The organism is Massilia sp. NP310 (assembly GCF_019443485.1).
Lineage (GTDB): Bacteria > Pseudomonadota > Gammaproteobacteria > Burkholderiales > Burkholderiaceae_D > Telluria > Telluria timonae.
This window is the reverse complement of sequence record NZ_CP080379.1, coordinates 2,139,002-2,156,246: the sequence shown is the minus strand read 5'-3', so window position 1 is coordinate 2,156,246 and position 17,245 is coordinate 2,139,002. Positions and strand designations below refer to the sequence as shown.

The 17,245-nt window shown below is 66.6% G+C and carries 18 protein-coding genes; 5 read left to right on the top strand and 13 right to left on the bottom strand.

The annotated features are described in order from the left end of the window. Positions 1 to 152: 152 nt before the first annotated feature. The 4 genes from KY496_RS09330 to KY496_RS09315 all read right to left on the bottom strand — a co-directional run bounded on the left by KY496_RS09330 (position 153) and on the right by KY496_RS09315 (position 4,492). Entirely contained in the window at positions 153 to 1,466 is a 1,314-nt protein-coding gene (locus KY496_RS09330; RefSeq protein ID WP_219864563.1) for a diguanylate cyclase, read from the bottom strand. Positions 1,467 to 1,678: 212 nt separating this feature from the next. Beyond that, on the bottom strand, positions 1,679 to 2,872 hold the full coding sequence (locus KY496_RS09325) for a PLP-dependent aminotransferase family protein (protein ID WP_005666631.1): 1,194 nt from the start codon (positions 2,870 to 2,872) through the stop codon (positions 1,679 to 1,681). A gap of 162 nt (positions 2,873 to 3,034) precedes the next feature. Continuing rightward, positions 3,035 to 3,496, bottom strand: coding sequence for a RidA family protein (locus tag KY496_RS09320; protein ID WP_219864562.1), 462 nt, complete (start codon positions 3,494 to 3,496; stop codon positions 3,035 to 3,037). Between the two features lie 75 nt (positions 3,497 to 3,571). After that, a complete protein-coding gene (locus KY496_RS09315) occupies positions 3,572 to 4,492 on the bottom strand; it encodes a DMT family transporter (protein ID WP_219864561.1) in 921 nt (306 codons plus the stop codon). A gap of 112 nt (positions 4,493 to 4,604) precedes the next feature. On the opposite strand from KY496_RS09315, the gene KY496_RS09310 reads away from it, so the two are divergent. Continuing rightward, on the top strand, positions 4,605 to 6,014 hold the full coding sequence (locus KY496_RS09310; RefSeq protein ID WP_219864560.1) for a PLP-dependent aminotransferase family protein: 1,410 nt from the start codon (positions 4,605 to 4,607) through the stop codon (positions 6,012 to 6,014). Positions 6,015 to 6,019: 5 nt separating this feature from the next. Here the strand turns inward: KY496_RS09310 and KY496_RS09305 are convergent, their stop codons facing one another. Next, positions 6,020 to 6,511, bottom strand: coding sequence for a VOC family protein (locus tag KY496_RS09305; RefSeq protein WP_005666638.1), 492 nt, complete (start codon positions 6,509 to 6,511; stop codon positions 6,020 to 6,022). 201 nt (positions 6,512 to 6,712) lie between these two features. On the opposite strand from KY496_RS09305, the gene htpG reads away from it, so the two are divergent. Beyond that, a complete protein-coding gene (gene htpG, locus KY496_RS09300) occupies positions 6,713 to 8,632 on the top strand; it encodes a molecular chaperone HtpG (RefSeq protein ID WP_219864559.1) in 1,920 nt (639 codons plus the stop codon). Positions 8,633 to 8,684: 52 nt separating this feature from the next. On the opposite strand, the gene KY496_RS09295 is transcribed toward htpG, so the two are convergent. The 8 genes from KY496_RS09295 to kynU all read right to left on the bottom strand — a co-directional run bounded on the left by KY496_RS09295 (position 8,685) and on the right by kynU (position 14,812). Next, complete coding sequence (locus KY496_RS09295) at positions 8,685 to 8,972, bottom strand: DUF3325 family protein (protein WP_040776157.1); 288 nt, start codon at positions 8,970 to 8,972, stop codon at positions 8,685 to 8,687. Positions 8,973 to 9,104: 132 nt separating this feature from the next. Next, positions 9,105 to 10,001, bottom strand: coding sequence for an aromatic amino acid DMT transporter YddG (yddG, locus tag KY496_RS09290; RefSeq protein ID WP_005666643.1), 897 nt, complete (start codon positions 9,999 to 10,001; stop codon positions 9,105 to 9,107). A 7-nt stretch (positions 10,002 to 10,008) separates the two neighbouring features. Then, on the bottom strand, positions 10,009 to 10,407 hold the full coding sequence (locus KY496_RS09285) for a GFA family protein (protein ID WP_005666645.1): 399 nt from the start codon (positions 10,405 to 10,407) through the stop codon (positions 10,009 to 10,011). Further along, entirely contained in the window at positions 10,404 to 10,931 is a 528-nt protein-coding gene (locus tag KY496_RS09280) for a GNAT family N-acetyltransferase (protein ID WP_005666646.1), read from the bottom strand. The genes KY496_RS09285 and KY496_RS09280 overlap by 4 nt, the downstream gene beginning before the upstream one ends. Then, positions 10,928 to 11,476 (bottom strand): alpha/beta hydrolase, encoded by a 549-nt coding sequence (locus KY496_RS09275; protein WP_219864558.1) that lies wholly within the window; start codon positions 11,474 to 11,476, stop codon positions 10,928 to 10,930. Before KY496_RS09275 ends, KY496_RS09280 begins: the two co-directional genes overlap by 4 nt. Then, positions 11,466 to 12,617 (bottom strand): acyltransferase, encoded by a 1,152-nt coding sequence (locus KY496_RS09270; protein WP_219864557.1) that lies wholly within the window; start codon positions 12,615 to 12,617, stop codon positions 11,466 to 11,468. Before KY496_RS09270 ends, KY496_RS09275 begins: the two co-directional genes overlap by 11 nt. Positions 12,618 to 12,676: 59 nt before the next feature. Beyond that, on the bottom strand, positions 12,677 to 13,525 hold the full coding sequence (gene kynA, locus KY496_RS09265) for a tryptophan 2,3-dioxygenase (protein WP_184238258.1): 849 nt from the start codon (positions 13,523 to 13,525) through the stop codon (positions 12,677 to 12,679). Between the two features lie 12 nt (positions 13,526 to 13,537). Then, positions 13,538 to 14,812, bottom strand: a complete 1,275-nt coding sequence (kynU, locus tag KY496_RS09260) for a kynureninase (RefSeq protein ID WP_219864556.1) — start codon at positions 14,810 to 14,812, stop codon at positions 13,538 to 13,540. 600 nt (positions 14,813 to 15,412) lie between these two features. Here kynU and flhD point away from each other — a divergent pair. The 3 genes from flhD to KY496_RS09245 all read left to right on the top strand — a co-directional run bounded on the left by flhD (position 15,413) and on the right by KY496_RS09245 (position 17,160). Further along, the gene (gene flhD, locus KY496_RS09255) at positions 15,413 to 15,730 is read left to right on the top strand and encodes a flagellar transcriptional regulator FlhD (protein ID WP_005666655.1); all 318 of its coding nucleotides are present in this window, start codon (positions 15,413 to 15,415) and stop codon (positions 15,728 to 15,730) included. A gap of 67 nt (positions 15,731 to 15,797) precedes the next feature. Next, positions 15,798 to 16,397, top strand: a complete 600-nt coding sequence (gene flhC, locus KY496_RS09250; RefSeq protein ID WP_071362117.1) for a flagellar transcriptional regulator FlhC — start codon at positions 15,798 to 15,800, stop codon at positions 16,395 to 16,397. Beyond that, a complete protein-coding gene (locus KY496_RS09245; RefSeq protein ID WP_219864555.1) occupies positions 16,354 to 17,160 on the top strand; it encodes a trans-aconitate 2-methyltransferase in 807 nt (268 codons plus the stop codon). Before flhC ends, KY496_RS09245 begins: the two co-directional genes overlap by 44 nt. The last annotated feature ends 85 nt before the right edge of the window (positions 17,161 to 17,245 follow it).

The following is a 17,245-nucleotide window of genomic DNA, read 5'->3' as shown; positions in this document are numbered from 1 at the left end:
CAGAGGCCAGTGGTTTCAACATCGAAGAAGACGATCGGGGCGCCGGATTGGGGGTAATGTGAGTCGCGCATGATTATGTGCCTGGTATCGAATGTGGGCGCCGGATGTCAATGCGCCATCCCACCCCGCGCCTGCTCCCACGCCGCCCCCGCCTACGCCGCCACCACCTGGTTGCGCCCGCGCGCCTTGGCCTCGTACATCGCCCGGTCGGCCGAGATGAAGAACGAGCGGATATCGTTGAACAGCGTCGGCACGATGCAGGCCACGCCGATGCTGACCGTCACCACGCCGGCGCCTTCGGCGCGCGGATTCGGGATCGCCAGCCGCTCGACATGGGCGCGGATCGCCTCGCCCAGCCGCGCCGCCGCGCTGGACGCGGTGTCGGCCAGCAGCACCACGAATTCCTCGCCGCCGTAGCGCGCGGCCAGGTCGGTCGGGCGCATCGCATGCGATTGCAGCGCTTCGGCGATGGCCTGCAGGCAGGCGTCGCCGGCGGCGTGGCCCAGGCTGTCGTTGTAGCCCTTGAAATGGTCGACGTCGAGCACGATCAGCGACAGCGGCTGGCCGCTGCGGATGGCGCGCTGCCATTCCTTGTCCAGGAAGGCGTCGAAGTGGCGGCGGTTGGCGATGCGCGTGAGCGGGTCGATCAGGGCGGCGCGCTGCAGCGCCGTCTCGGACTGCTTGTGGTGGGTGATGTCGTGCAGCAGGGCGACGAACAGCGCTTCGCCGCCCGCCACCGGCGACAGGCTCAGGTCCATCGCGCGCATCGTGCCGTCCGACTGGCGCACCAGCACTTCGCGTGTGCCGCGGCAGCGCGCGGTCGCCTCGGCGTCGAGCGGGCGGGAGAAATAGTCGGCGTAGTCGCAGGCGGCGGGCGGCTCGACCAGGTCGGCCAGCAGCTCGCCTTCCAGCACTTCCTTGGGCTGCGACAGGAAGCGTTCGCAGGCCGGGTTGGCGTACACCACGCGGCCCTCGCAGTCGACCAGCATCAGGCCCTCGTCCATGCCGTCGACGATCAGCTGCAGGCGCTCGGCCTGCTGCTTCTGGCTTTCGCTGCTGCTGCGCAGGCGCAGCTGGGCGCGCACGCGGGCGCACACCTCGGCCATGCGCACCGGCTTGGCGATGTAGTCGGCGGCGCCGGTGTCGAAGCCGGCGACGATGTCCTCGGTCTCGCCGCAGGCGCTGACGAAAATGACGGGGATGTGGGCGGTGTCGGGCTGGCGCTTCAGGCGGCGGCAGATTTCCAGGCCGTCGAGGTCGGGCAGGATGACGTCGAGCAGGATCAGGTCGGGCTGGATGCGGGTGGCGATGTCGAGCGCGCGCTTGCCGGTATTGGCGACGAAGGTCTGGTAGCCCTGCTGGCGCATCATGTCCTGCAGCAGCCCGAGGCTGTCGGGAGCGTCGTCGACGATCAGAATCGCGGATTGGCGCGCCGGTGCGGCGAGCGCTAGGGCAGGATGCATCATCGGTGGCGGGCAGACCTCATCAGTGTCGATGAATCATACTCTTTTACACGGAGATTTTGGACACACACCTTGCCTAAAATCCACTACCTGATGCAATTGTTGCACTATCGCAACTGACCCGCCATTGCGCCGGTATTGCCCAGGCAGGCTGATACCGGTATCGACTGACCGTCGACAAAGAAACAGGGCCGCATTCGCGGCCCCGTGGGATCTTACAGCATGCCGGCGATCAGCTTGCCGAGGACCGCGATGCCTTCGCGGATGCGCTCCGGCGGCACCGTCACGAAGGACAGGCGCAGCGTGTTGGTGGCAGGGTCGTTGGCGTAGAACGGCGCGCCCGGCACGAAGGCCACGCGCGCGGCCAGCGACTGTTCCAGCAGCTTCATGGCGTCGATCTGCTGCGGCAGGGTGACCCAGATGAACATGCCGCCTTCAGGCTTGGTCCAGCTCACGCCGGCCGGGAAGTGTTCCTGCATCGCGTCCAGCATCACCTGGCACTGGTCGCCGTACAGCTGGCGGATGGTCGGGATGTGCTGGTCCAGGAAGCCGTCCTTGACGACCTCGTGCACCACCATCTGGGTCAGCTGGGCGGTGTGCAGGTCGGCCGCCTGCTTGGCCAGCTCGAGGCGGCGCACCAGCGGCAGCGGGGCGCAGACGTAGCCCAGGCGGATGCCCGGGGTCAGCACCTTCGAGAACGAGCCCATGTAGATCACGCCGTCCGGGTTCATCGCGACCATTTTCGGGCTCGGCGCGCCCTTGTAGCTCAGCGAACCGTAGGGATCGTCCTCGATCAGCGGCACGCCGAGGCGGGCGCAGGTTTCCACCAGTTCCTGGCGGCGCTCGACCGACAGCGAACGGCCGGTCGGGTTCTGGAAGTTCGGCAGCGCGTACAGCATGCGCGCGCCTTGCGCGATGCCTTCCAGCGACGACGGCACCAGGCCGTGTTCGTCGGTGTCGACCGATTTGAACTCGGGACGGTAGACCGAGAACGCCTGCAGCGCGCCGAGGTAGCTCGGGGTCTCGACCAGCACGCGGCTGCCTTCGTCGATCAGCACCTTGCCCAGCAGGTCGAGCGCCTGCTGCGAACCCGAGGTCATGAGGATCTGTTCCGGCAGGATCGTCGAACCTTCCGTCGACAGCGAACCGGCAATCCACTCACGCAGCGGCGCGTAGCCATCGGTCGGGCCATATTGCAGCGCCACTTTGCCGTTGTCGCTCAGGACCTTGTCGTAAGCGGCTTTCATGCGCTCGACCGGGAAGGTGGCTGGCGACGGCAGGCCACCGGCGAACGAGATGATCTCGGGACGCTGGGTGATCTTCAGGATCTCGCGAATGAACGAGCTCTGCAGCTGCTGGGCGCGTTCCGAGAACTGCCACTGGATGGGATTGGGGTTTTCGATTTTCATACTTCTCTCACAGGAAGGGGCACGGTCGTGCCGGGCCATTATAAAACACGCCGGTAGGCGGCTTCTGTCGGCGAATGGAGCCGGGTAAGCCCCACCCGAGGGCACAACATTAATTGAATTGAAGACAAATTAACGCCGGTAGTTGCCGCCTGATTGGCTGTTTTATGCCACTTCGACGATCATTTCGATCTCGACGCAGGTGCCGCGCGGCAGCGACGCGACGCCGAAGGCCGAGCGCGCGTGCTTGCCGGCGTCGCCGAACACCTCGCCGATCAGTTCCGAGGCGCCATTGGTGACCAGATGCTGTTCGTTGTAGTCCGGGGTCGACGCGACCAGGCTCATCAGCTTGACGATGCGCTTGACGCGGTTCAGGTCGCCGCCCACGGCTTCCTGCAGGGTGCCGATCAGGTCGATCGCGACCGAGCGCGCGGCGGCCTGGCCGTCCGCCGTGGTCTTGTCGCGGCCCAGGATGCCGGCATTGATGCTGCCATCTTTGTTCTTGGCGATATGGCCCGAGATGAACACGAGGTTGCCGGTCCGGACGTACATGACATAGGCCGCGGCCGGGGTCGCCGGCGCTTCCAGGGTGATGTTCAGTTCCTTGAGTTTGTCGTAGACGGACATGGTGTTTTCCATAAGTTGCGTGAATGAAGCCGGTATTGTACGTCGAGCGGGGACCATGCACATCGAACGGCTCGGTCAGCCAGGCCGGCGCCGCACCTGCAGCCGCCGTCCGGCGAACACGACGCCGATCACGGCCAATGCGAACAGGCTGTCGTGCAGGGTCAGCGGTTCGCCCAGCAGCAGGGCGGCGCCGACCAGGCTCATGAAGGGCTGCAGCAGCTGCACCTGGCCGACCCGGGCGATCCCGCCCAGGGCCAGGCCGCGGTACCAGAAAAAGAAGCCGACGAACATCGAGAACACCGTCATATAGGCCAGCCCCGCCCAGGCCGCGGCGCCGACGCCGGCGAACGCCTCCGGCCGCGGGATGTAGTGCCAGGCCAGCAGCGGCGCGACCAGCGGCAGGGCCAGCAGCAGCGCCCACGAAATCGTTTCCGGGCCGCCCAGGGTGCGCGCCAGCCTGCCGCCTTCGGCATAGCCGACGGCGCCGGCCGCAACAGCCAGGAACATCAGCAGGTCGGCCAGGTGCAGGGCGCCGCCGCCCTGGGACAGGGCGAATGCGATCACCAGCGCCGCGCCGAACACGGCTACCAGCCAGAAGGCGGCGGATGGCCGCTCGTCGCCGCGCATGGCGCTGTACAGGGCCGTCAGCAGCGGCAGCAGGCCGGCCAGCACCGCGCCGTGGGTGGCCGGCACCCAGCGCAGGGCCATCGAACTCAGCAGCGGAAAGCCGATCACCACGCCCAGCGCCACCAGGACCAGCGGCGCCAGCGCGGCGCGCGGCGGCAGCGGGGCCCGGCGCCATCCGAGCCACAGGCCGGCCAGCAGCGCCGCGCCGAGCGCGCGCCCGAGGGCGATGAACAGCGGATCGAGTTCGGCCACCGCCATGCGGGTGAACGGCAAGGTCAGGCTGAACATCGCCACGCCGGCCAGGCCGAGGAGCATGCCGCGCGCTTCGTCGCGGCTGGCGGTCGGGATGGGGCGGGCGAGGGTGGTCATCGGTTGTCCTTGGTCGGGCTTGCGGCAACGCGGCAGTGGGTCTATCCTAGCCGCACGGACCAATACAGTCCCAGTACACTTCTACCGATAATTTGCCGACTGTGGTGGTGAAATGACCGATACACTCGCCTTCGCCTTGGCGCGCGACGCCGGCGCGCCACTGGCCGACCAGATCGTGAGCGCGGTGGCGGCGCGCGTCGACGAGCGCCTGCTGCGCCCCGGCGCGCGCATGCCCTCGATCCGGCGCTTCGCCGCCAGCCACGGGGTGTCGCCGTTCACCGTCGTGGCCAGCTATGACCGGCTGGTGGCGCAGGGTTACCTGGAATCGCGCCGCGGCGCCGGTTTCTTCGTGCGCGAGCGCCAGGCGCCGGCGCACAAGCCGCCGTCATCGCAGCCGGCGCCGGTTCCGGCCGAACTCGACATCGCCTGGCTGGTGCGCAGCATGTTCCGCCAGGCCCCGCTCGGGCTGGCGCCGGGTTCCGGCGTGCTGCCGGCCGACTGGCTCGACGGCGCGGCGGTGGCCAATGCGCTGCGCGCGCTCAGCCGCCAGAACTGCGACGGCTTGCTCAATTACGGTTTGCCGCACGGTTTTTTGCCATTGCGCCAGCAGCTGCAACGGACGCTGGCCGAACTCGAGATCGAGGCCGCGCCCGAGCAGCTGGTGACCACGCTGGGCGTGACCCAGGCGCTGGACCTGGTGGCGCGCGCGTTCTGCCAGCCGGGCGACACGGTGCTGGTCGACGATCCGGCCTGGTTCCTGATGTTCGGTTCGTTCGCGGCGATGGGCCTGAAGGTGGTCGGCGTGCCGCGCCTGGCCGACGGCCCCGACCTGGCGCGGCTCGAGGAGCTCGCCGCCCTGCATCGCCCGCGCCTGTTCGTCATCAACTCGGTGCTGCACAATCCCAGCTCGACCTCGGTGTCGGCGGCCAAGGCTTTCCAGGTGCTGCGCGTGGCCGAGCAGCACGACTTCCTGGTGGTCGAGGACGACATTTACTGCGGCCTGCACCCGGGCGGCGCCACCCGCCTGGCCGCGCTGGACGGCTTGCGGCGCGTGATCTACCTGGGCGGTTTTTCGAAGTCGATGGCGGCCAACCTGCGGGTCGGCTTCGTCGCCACCTCGCGCGAACGGGCCGCGCTGCTGGCCGACCGCAAGATGCTGGCCACGCTCAGCACCAGCGACATCGGCGAGCGCGTGGTCTATAAAATCCTGGCCGAGGGCCACCACCGCAAGCACCTCGATCGCGTGCGCGGCCGCCTGGATGCGGCGCGGCCGGGCGCGCTGCGCCGGCTCGAGGCGCTCGGGATGCGGGTCGACCCGGCCCCGGCGGCCGGGATGTTCCTGTGGGTCGACGTCGGCGCCGACACCAATGCGCTCACCGCGCGCGCCATGCGGCAGGACTTGCTGCTGGCGCCGGGCAGCCTGTTCTCGCCCAGCCAGCAGCCGTCGACCCGGATGCGGCTGAACCTGGCGGCGCTGCAGGATCCGGCCGTATGGCGTTTTCTCGAGGCGCGGGCCGGCTGACCGGGTCAGCCGGCCTGCTGGGCGGGACAATCGCCGGGCTGCATGTCTCGCATCGCTTCCATGATCTGCTCGTCCGTCATGTCGCGCTTGTGGGTGGCGATCGACCACAGGTGGCCGAACGGGTCGGCGACCTGGCCGTAGCGGTCGCCCCAGAACATGTCGGCCAGTTCCATGGTCGGCCGGGCGCCGGCTTCCAGCGCCCTAGCCCAAACGGCGTCGGCATCGTTCACGTACAAATGGATGGTCACGGGCGAGCCCTTCAGGGCGAGCGGGCCCTGGCTGCCGAATTCGGGAAACGCGTCGGCCAGCATGATGGCCGAGTCGCCGATGCGCAGCTCCGCATGCATGATCCTGCCGTCCGGTCCGGGCATACGGGCGAGCTCGACGGCGCCAAACGCTTTCTTGTAGAAGTCGATCGCTTCGCCCGCTTTGTCGCACACCAGGTGCGGGGTGACGGTACGGTAGCCTTCCGGGATGGGACGCACTGCCTGGTTCATGGTGTTCTCCTGGGTTGTGTGGATGGGGTGCTGCCATCTCCACGACGAATGGGCGGGGCAGGATTCGACATGGCGGATGCATGAAAGTGCGATTTTCTTCAGTTCATCCTATTTCTTATCAAAAAGACCTCTTGAAATCCTCCCTGGCATCCTTATATGCCTCCGAGTCTGACCAACCCCATGTTTTTAACGAGGAACAAGATGGCGAACGCCGAAAAACAAACCCTTGGCTTCCAGGCAGAAGTAAAGCAGCTGCTGCAACTGATGATCCACTCCTTGTATTCGAACAAGGAGATCTTCCTGCGCGAACTGATCTCGAACGCGTCCGACGCGGCCGACAAGCTGCGCTTCGAGGCGATCAACAACGACGCCCTGTACGGCAACGACCATGAACTGAAGATCAAGGTTTCGTTCGACAAGGATGCGAAAACCATCACGATCTCGGACAACGGCATCGGCATGAGCCGCGACGAGGTGATCGCCCACCTGGGCACCATCGCCAAGTCGGGCACCAAGGAATTCTTCAGCAAGCTGTCGGGCGACCAGCAGCAGGACGCGGCCCTGATCGGCCAGTTCGGCGTGGGCTTCTACTCGGGCTTCATCGTGGCCGAGAAGATCGTCGTCAATACCCGCCGCGCCGGCGCCTTCGCCGAGCAGGGCGTGCGCTGGGAATCGCGCGGCGAGGGCGACTACTCGATCGAGCAGATCGAGAAGACGGGCCGCGGCACCGATGTGATCCTGCACCTGCGCGAAGGCGAGGAAGAGCTGCTGTCGTCGTGGAAGCTGAAATCGATCATCCGCAAGTATTCCGACCATATCTCGCTGCCGATCGTGATGCAGAAGGAAGAGTGGGACGAAGAGAAGAAAGAAACGGTTCTCAAGGACGAACTCGAGACCGTGAACCAGGCCAGCGCGCTGTGGGCACGCTCGAAGAACGACATCACCGAAGAGCAGTACCACGAGTTCTACAAGCACGTTTCGCACGACTTCCAGGACCCGCTGACCTACACCCACAACCGGGTGGAAGGCCGCAGCGAATACACCCAGCTGCTGTACGTGCCGGCGCACGCGCCGTTCGACCTGTGGGACCGCAACAAGCGCGGCGGCATCAAGCTGTACGTCAAGCGCGTGTTCATCATGGACGACGCCGAGCAGTTGATGCCGACCTACCTGCGCTTCATCAAGGGCGTGATCGACTCCGCCGACCTGCCGCTGAACGTCTCGCGCGAGATCCTGCAGGAGTCGCGCGACGTGCGCGTGATCCGCGAAGGCTCGACCAAGCGCGTGCTGGGCATGCTCGAGGAAATGGCGAACTCCGAGGAACAGGCCGGCAAGGACAAGTACGCGACCTTCTGGAAGGAATTCGGCCAGGTGCTCAAGGAAGGCATCGGCGAGGACGCCACCAACAAGGACCGCATCGCCAAGCTGCTGCGCTTCGCCTCGACCGCCAATGACTCGGCCGAGCAGACCGTGTCGTTCGCCGACTACGTCGGCCGCATGAAGGAAGGCCAGGACAAGATCTATTACGTCACCGCCGACAACTACCAGGCGGCGAAGAACAGCCCGCACCTCGAGATCTTCCGCAAGAAGGGCGTCGAGGTGATCCTGATGACCGACCGCGTCGACGAGTGGATGCTGTCGTTCTTCACCGAGTTCGAAGGCAAGGAACTGGTGTCGGTCGCCAAGGGCGGCCTGGACCTGGGCGCGCTGGAAGACGAGCTCGAAAAGAAGGAGCACGCCGAAACCGAAGCCGGCTACAAGGAGCTGGTCGAGAGCATGAAGGGCGCCCTGGGCGAGAAGGCCAAGGACGTGCGCGTGACCTTCCGCCTGACCGACTCGCCGGCCTGCCTGGTGGCGGACGAAAACGAGTTGTCGGGCAATCTGCTGCGCATGCTGAAGGCCGCCGGGCAAGAAGCGCCGGAGTCGAAGCCGATCCTCGAGATCAACCCGAACCACCCGCTGGTGCAGCGCCTGAAGTACGAGGACGCGAGCGGCGCGCGCTTCGCCGACTGGTCGCACATCCTGTTCGACCAGGCGACGCTGGCCGAAGGCGGCAGCCTGGCGGATCCGGCCTCGTTCGTGAAGCGCCTGAACGAGATGCTGCTGGCGGGCGGCAAATAAGCCTGAGCGCGAGGTAAACAGAAAGCCGGGACAGCGATGTCCCGGCTTTTTTTCATCCCAAGCGCAGTGCCAGCGCCGCCATGCCGCCCAGCGCCGCCGCGGCAGCGGCAAGGCGCGCCGCGCGCGTCGCTATCGCCACGTCATGCGACAGCAGGCCGATCGCGATCCATGCCGCCGCCGTCAGGCAGCCGATCCACGGCACGAAGCCGTATCCCTGCGCGCGCAACGCTCGACAGTACAGCAGCGACACCAGCAGGGCCAACGCGCCGAGCGCTTGGGCGCCGCGGGCATCGCGCCAGTGGCGCTCCATCGCCAGCCCGAGCGCCAGGAAGCCGGTCACCGCCGCGGCGAGGCGGACAGGCCGAACAGCGTGGCAAGCAGCGACGGCATCGAGCCCCCTTAGATTAGTGAGAATGCAAATGAGAATTATTCGCAGCATGATATATATGTGAACTTTATGCAATATGCAAGCTCAGGCCTTTCTGCGTGTGGCCAGCCAACATAGAATGGAACCGGCGCACACCATCGCCGCGCCTTGCCAGAACGCGAGCGACAGCGGCGTCTGCAGAACCAGCGCCGCCAGCGCGGCGGACAGCACGGGTATGAAGTACGAGGCGCCGGCCAGGACCGTGACGTTGCCGTGCAGGATGCCCACGTTCCAGGCCGCATAGCCGAAGCCCATGGCCGCGGCGGCCAGCGCCAGGTAGACGAGCGCGCGCAGGTCGACCCGCATCGGCTCGCCGCCGAACGCAAGGTACTTGATCCACAGCGCGGTGGCGGTCAGCATGAAGAACAGCGTGACCCCATTGCTGCCGTTGGCGATGCGCGCGGTGACGGTGCAGTAGCTGGCCCAGATCAGGGCGCCGATGAAGGCCAGGCCATAGCTGAGCGGGTTGTCGCGCACGTTCGCCGCCATCGCGGCCGGGTCCAGACCCGCGTCGCCGCCCAGCACCCAGCACACGCCGCCGATCGCCAGCGCCAGTCCGGGAGCGATCAGCCAGGTCGTCCGCTGGCCGTTGAACACGATGGCGGACACCATGGTGAAGGCCGGCCACAGGTAGTTCACCATGCCGACTTCGATCGCCTGGCGGTTGGTATTGGCGTAGCCGATCGACAGCGCCAGGCACATCTCGTAGGCGACGAACAGGAGGCTGCCCCATACCAGATAGGCGCGCGGAAACGCGCGCACCTTGCTCGGGCCGACTGTCAGCAGCAGCAGGATCGAGGCGACCGTATAGATCAGCGCGGCGCCGCCGGTGGCGCCGAAGCTCGCGCTCACGCCGCGGATCAGGCCGACGATGGAACTCCACAACAGGATGGCAAGCAGGCCGATCAGTGTGGCCCGCGTGGTCTTGCTCGTACTGCGCATGCTTACGTCATAAGTGGCGGATCTCGGCCGGTGGCGTGATCCAGTTGTCGTTGCGTCCATCGATATGGCGCACCGGCGCGGCCAGCAGATCGGCGACCGGCAGGTCGTCCAGGCTGGCGACCGTGACGGCCACGAAAGGACCCGAGCGCGGCGCAGCGCCGGTCGAGAACACATTGATGCCGCATTCGCCGCAAAAGTGGTGACCGTCGCGCCGCGTATGGAAGCGGTATTCGCGCAAGAAGCCTTGGCCCTGCAGCAGGCGGAAGGCCGTCGGCGCGAGCTGGACGGCCCAGAAGCGCATCTTGCTGCAGATCGAGCAGTTGCACTTGACCGTGCCGAGCGCCAGGTCGATGTCGGCCGCGTAACGCACCGCGCCGCAGTGGCAGCTTCCGTGGTAGGTCTTCATGCCTGGCGCGCCTGCCACGCGGCGCGGCCGATCTCGTACGCCAGCGTCGGACGGCCATGCCAGACTTCCTCGCCACGAAACCGCATGCCGAGTTTTTCCATGATGCGTGCCGAGCGCAGGTTGCCGGGATCGCAGATCGCGCACAGCAGCGGGACCTCGAGTTCATCGAAGGCGAAGCGCGCCATGCGCTCGGCGGCTTCGATGGCGTAGCCGCGCCCCCAGCGGTCGGGCCGCAGGCGCCAGCCGATCTCGTGCGGGTTGGCGGGGTCTTGCGCCAGGTGCTGGATGCAGCCGGCGCCGACCAGTTCTCCCGTGTCATGTTCGATGAAATTCCACCATGAGTAGCCGATCGTCTCCCAGCGCGCCTTGACCCGGGCGATGACGGCGCGGGTTTCCTCGGGCGTCTCGGCCTGGCCGCTGATGTAGCGCATGACCTCGGGATCGCCGTTCAGCAGGCGCATGCCGTCGTAGTGCGCATCGGTCACCGGCTCGAAGCGCAGCCTTGCGCTGTGCAGGACCGTCATGTGCTGGAGACCTCGTCGCAGAACTGCTCCAGCAGGCGCAGGCCTTCGGGCCAGTCGCCATGGCCCGAATCGGCATTCAGGTGGCCGGCGTCGCCGATCTCGACCAGGCGGCTGCCCCAGGCGCCGGCGAAGGCGCCCGTGCGGTCAAGGCTGGCGAAGGGATCGTTGGCGCTGGCCACCACCACGCTGGGGAAGGGCAGCTGCTGCAGCGGAATCGGCGCCCAGCAATTGAGGTCGGCCGGATACGTCGCCGCCTCGACGTCGCTCGGCGCGACCAGGAAGGCGCCCGCCACCTTGAGCGGGGAGCCGGACAGCGCCCAGTGCGCGACCAGCATGCAGCCCAGGCTGTGCGCCACCAGGATCGGCGCGCCCTGGCAGTCGGCGATGGCGGCGTCCAGCTCGGCCACCCATTCGTCGCAATGGGGATTGGTCCAGTCGCGGTGCGCGGCGCGGCGCCAGTGCGGGTTGCGTTCATGCCACAGCGTTTGCCAGTGGCGCGGGCCGGAATTCCACAGGCCCGGCAGGATCAGGACATCACACTTCATCTTGCTTCTCCTTGATGGGGGCAGCGCAGGCGGGAGCCAGCCGGGCAGGGCGCCACAGCGCCGCCGCCAGGCGCGCGAGCAGGCGCCGGAACACGTCCTTGCGCTGCTCGGTCAGCATGCCGAGCACGGCGGTCGCGACGGCCACGGCCAGGCCGAGGGCCAGCAGATCCATCATGCTGCCGGGGTCATGCGGATACAGCGCGGGCCAGGCGATCAGCACCAGCGCATGCGACAGGTAGAGCGTCAGCGTGTACGAGGCCAGGCGCCGGATCGGCGCCGCGCAGCGCAGCAGGGCGTCGAAGCGGGCGAAGCGCGCGCAGGCGAAGTTCAGGCAGACGATCAGCCCGAACACGTAGTCGGCCAGGAAGCGGTCGGCATTCCCGAGCGTGAAGGCTTGTCCGAGCCAGGAAGCGCGGCCGGCCGCGCGCAGGGTTTCCTCGATCCCGCTGGCTTCGTAGAGCACCAGCAGGACCAGGCTGGCGATCCAGCCGAGGCGCGCCAGGGCGCATGGGAGCGCGTGGCGCGCCTGCCAGTGGTAGAGCGCGACCCCGGCCAGCCAGACCGGCAGCAGCAGCCACAGTTTGATGCCCATGACGGCCAGCACCAGGCCCAGGGCCGGCAAGCGCCACGGCCCGCGCACGTAGCAGGCGACGCCGAACAGCACGTAGTACCAGACCTCGTAGTTGAGCGACCACCAGGGGCCGAGCCAGGGCGGCACTTCGGCCAGGGCCCACAGGTCGCCCAGGAACAGCAGGTGGAACGGGATGTAGAGCCAGGGCTTGGCCAGCTGGTAATGCAGGTCCATGCCGGTCATCAGGTGGCCGCGCACCAGGCTGGCGCAGGCGAAGGCCAGCAGCAGCACCGGCAGCGCCACCGAATAGATGCGGGCGGCGCGCGCCAGCGCGTATTCGCGCGCGCTCGGGCGGCGCTGCGCGGTGGTATAGGCGATCACGAAGCCCGACAGCACGAAGAAGGCCATCACCGCCTCGCGCCCGAACAGGGTCAGGTGGTCGGCGCCGGGCGCTTCCACCAGGCCGAACTGGCGCACGTGCATCGCCACGACCGCCAGCGCCGCCAGGAAGCGGACCAGGTCGAGGTAGACCGAGAACGGCTGGTCGAGTGGGGAGGGGGCGGCGCGCATGGCGTTTATATTAATGCAAAACGGACCGATGGCGACGCCAACCGGTCCGCCGCCGGCAGTCAGAGCTCGGTGCGCAGCGCGAACAGTTCCGGGAACAGCACCACGTCCAGCATCTTGCGCAGGTAGCTCACGCCGGCGGTGCCGCCGGTCCCGGTCTTGAAGCCGATGATGCGCTCGACCGTGCTGACGTGGCGGAAGCGCCAGAAGCGGAACGCCGTCTCCAGGTCGACCAGCTTCTCGGCCAGCTCGTACAGCGCCCAGTGGCGGGAGGTGTCGCCGTACACCTGCAGCCAGGCCGCCTTGACCGAGTCGTCGGCGCGGGTCGGCCCGGTCCAGTCGGCGTCGAGCCGCGCCGGGTCGATGGCGAAACCGCTGCGCGCCAGCAGCATCACCGCCTCGTCGTAGATCGAGGGCAGGGCCAGTTCGCGCGCAAGGATGGCATGCGCGTCAGGGGCCTTCTCGTGCACCGCCAGCAGGGCCGGGTTCTTGTTCCCGAGGATGAATTCCAGTTCGCGGTACTGGAACGACTGGAAGCCCGACGAGGCGCCCAGGTAGGGGCGGATCGCCGTGTATTCGGGCGGGGTCATGGTGGCCAGCACGTCCCAGGCGTGCACCAGCTGGTCCATGATGCGCGCCACCCGCGCCAGCATCTTGAAGGCGGGCGGCAGGTTGCCTTCGCGGATGTGGCGCCGCACCGCCTGCAGCTCGTGCAGCATCAGCTTGATCCACAGTTCGCTGGTCTGGTGCTGGATGATGAACAGCAGCTCGTTGTGATTCGGCGAGCGCGGATGCTGGGCGTTCAGGATCTGGTCCAGGCCCAGGTAGTCGCCGTAGCTCATGGCTTCGCGGAAGTCCATTTTTGCGCCATGCCATTCGGCCGGCTGGCCCTCGTTCTGTTCCTTGTTCATGTCGGCGCCTTGTCAGGTGACGGCGCCGCGCGCGGCGGCCACGTCGTAGTCGTTGCGGTCCAGGATGTCCTTCAGGATCTCGACCGCATCCCAGACGTCCGCGTAACTGGTATACAGCGGCGTGAAGCCGAAGCGCATGATCTCGGGCTCGCGGTAGTCGCCGATCACGCCGCGCGCGATCAGGGCCGCCATCACCGCATAGCCGTGCGGGTGGGTGAAGCTCACCTGGCTGCCGCGGCGCGCGTGTTCGCGCGGCGTCACCAGGCCCAGCGGATGGCCGGCGCAGCGGCGTTCGACCAGGCCGATGAACAGGTCGGTCAAGGCCAGCGACTTGGCGCGCACCGCCGCCATGTCGGTCGCCTCGAAGATCTCGAGGCCGCACTCGACCAGCGCCAGCGAGACGATGGGTTGCGTGCCGCACAGCGCGCGCCCGATGCCGGCCACCGGGGCGAAGGCGGGCGCCATCGCGAACGGGCTGGCATGGCCCCACCAGCCCGACAGCGGGTGGTCGAACCCCGCCTGGTGTCTTTGCGGCACCCAGATGAAGGCCGGGGCGCCCGGTCCGCCGTTCAGGTATTTATAGGTGCAGCCGACGGCGAAGTCGGCGTCGGCGGCGCGCAGGTCGACCGGCACCGCGCCGGCCGAGTGGGCCAGGTCCCAGACCGCCAGCGCCCCGGCCTCGTGCGCCAGGCCGGTCAGCGTGGCCATGTCGTGCTGGTGGCCGGTGCGGTAGTTGACGTGGGTGAGCATCAGCACCGCGGCATCGTGGTCGAGCGCGGCCGGAATCTCGTCCACGCTGTCCACCAGGCGCACCCGGTAGCCGCGTTCCAGCCAGCGGCTCAGGCCCTCGGCCATATAGATATCGGTCGGGAAGTTGCTGCGTTCGGTGACGATGGTGCGGCGGTCGTCACCGCGGCGGGCCGCGCTGGCGCCTTGGGACTGGATGCGCAGCGCCGCAGCCAGCGCCTTGAACAGGTTGAGCGAGGTGGTGTCGGTGACGGCCACTTCGCCGGGTCCGGCGCCGATCAGCGGGGCCAGGCGATCGCCCAGGCGTTTCGGCATGTCGAACCAGCCGGCCTTGTTCCAGCTCTTGATCAGGTCGGTTCCCCATTCGCGCGCCACCACGTCCTGGGCGCGGCCCAGGGCGGCGCGGGGGCGGGCGCCGAGCGAGTTGCCGTCCAGGTAGATGACCCCGTCGGGCAGGTCGAAGCGGGTGCGCAACCCGGCCAGCGGGTCGAGCGCGTCGCGCGCCAGGCAATCGGCGCGGGTGAGGATTGGTGCGGTCATGCCGGTCCCATATGAATAGTTGACGCTTCAAGAATGCGCGCAGGTCGGCAGTGTAGCAAGTTCCAGCTTGCGTCGACAGCTGGATGTTGCTGTTACGACATTAAATGTCTTGACGAAAAAATTTTGAAATTTTTTTGCAGCCAACCCTAAAGTTCCTGATGAGCTGTCCGATAACGAGTCAGAAGGGCGGCAAGGCGTCGAAAAAAATATTAAAAAATATTTTCAAACAGCCCTAAAGTCCGTCGTCGGGCTGCCGTTAATGGATGAGTGGAGTGCATAAAAGCGACACTCGCAGCCACGACAAAGCTGAAAATTCTGAGTTTCCAGCAGTAAATTCAGCAAAACCTGTAGTGATTCTGCGACAGACGACGTCTGACGTAGACCCAGATCAAGGCGCTTCCCGGCGCCATTTCAGCCCGGTTTTTTCATGGGTTTTCATAGGGAGCCAGAGGCGTTTGTCAGACAAACTCCTACGGCTCCATCTCGTCGTTCGCCTACCCAAAATACAGGTTTTGTCCAATTCCTGAAAAGTTTCCCCACAGTCAGAATCTATCTCGTCGGCAACACAAACAGCGCCGAAACAACTAACGGAGAGAGAAGATGACGATGAACGACATGATGGCTGAGATTCGCGACGCAAACCTGAGCTACCTGATGCTGGCCCAGCAGATGATTCGTGCCGACAAAGTCACCGCCATCTTCCGCCTGGGCGTGTCGGCCGAAATCGCCGACCTGATCGAAGGCATGAGCAATGCCCAGATCCTGAAGCTCGCCGGCGGCAACATGATGCTGGCCCGTTTCCGCTTCGACGACACCGCGATCCTGGGCATGCTGACCAGCCACACCAAGGAACGCAGCCTGGCGCAATCGCACGCAGCCATCCTGATGGCGGGCCAGCCGGTCGAAGAGATCGTATAATCCCTGCCAGCGGCCACTTGGTGGGGCCGCGCCGAACAGGCTGGGAGCAGCGGATGAGCAACAAACCATGAGCAAAAAAAGCGTCGTATCCGAAGCGCAGGAAATCCAGCTCGCGATCGAACTGATCAATTTGGGCGCACGCCTGCAGTTGCTGGAAACCGAGGTCTCGCTGTCGCGCGAACGCTTGCTCAAGCTGTACAAGGAGCTCAAGGGTGTCTCTCCACCCAAGGGCATGCTCCCGTTCTCCACCGACTGGTTCCTGACCTGGCAACCGAACATCCACTCCTCGTTGTTCATGAACATCCACCAGTTCCTGGTGGAGCATGCCGGCGCCTCCGGCATCCAGGCCGTCATGAAGGCCTATCAACTCTACCTCGAACAGATGCCGCCGGCGCCGGGCGAAGAGCCGCTGCTGTCGCTCACGCGCGCCTGGACCCTGGTGCGTTTCTTCCAGAGCGGCATGCTGCTGCTGGCCCCGTGCAGCCGCTGCCAGGGCAAGTTCATCGTCAACGCCCTCGACCTGAACGCCGACTACCTGTGCGGCCTGTGCCACATGCCTTCGCGCGCCGGCAAGACCCGCAAGGCCAAGGATGCCCGCGAGGCGGCCGAGCGCGCCGTCGCCGATGCGGCCGACGACGAGGATTCCGCCGGCCGGGACAGCGCCTGACTTGGCGCCGCGTCTGTTGCGCTATCCGGCGGTCCGGGCGCTCCTGATCCAGGTCGCCGCCTTTCCACTCACGCTCGCCATCGTCTACCTGCTCGCCAGCAGCGGCTTGATGTTGTCGTATTGGCACGTCGCCCTGGTGCAGGGCGTGCTGGCCGCGCTGCTGTCCTGGTGGCGCGGCCTGGCCAGCTGGTGGCGCGCGATCCAGTTCGGCTTTCCGCTGGCGTTGCCGGGCGCCAGCGCGCTCGAACTTCCGCCGGTCGCCTTTCTCGCCGTCTTCCTGCTCCTGTTATTGCTGTACTGGTCGACTTATCGCACGCAAGTGCCGTATTACCCGTCCGGACGCAAGGTGTGGGCGGCGGTCGCGGACGCGCTGCCGCAAGACCGGCCGGTGCGCGTGATCGACATCGGCAGCGGCATCGGTGGCCTGGTGCTCGACTTGCAGCGGCGCCGGCCGGAGTCGCGCTTCGAGGGCATCGAGCTGGCGCCGCTGCCCTGGCTGGCCAGCCACCTGCGCGCGCTGGCCACCCGTAGCCGCGCGCGCTTCATCCGCGGCGACTACGAACAACTCGACCTCGGCGACTACGACGCGGTGTTCGCCTATCTGTCGCCGGCCGCGATGAGCGCGCTGTGGCGCAAGGCGGCGCGCGAGATGCGGCCCGGGTCGACGCTTTTCAGTTACGAATTCGTCATCGAAGACCGGCCGCCGAGCCGCGTTATCCATCCGGCCACAGACGGGCCGGCGCTGTACATGTGGGACTTTTAGGCGACAAATGGTGAGTATTCGGGGTGGTTTTACTTGCCCGTGGACCATTCTCCAGCTAGAGTAGTTCCCTGAATAAACTTTTTCT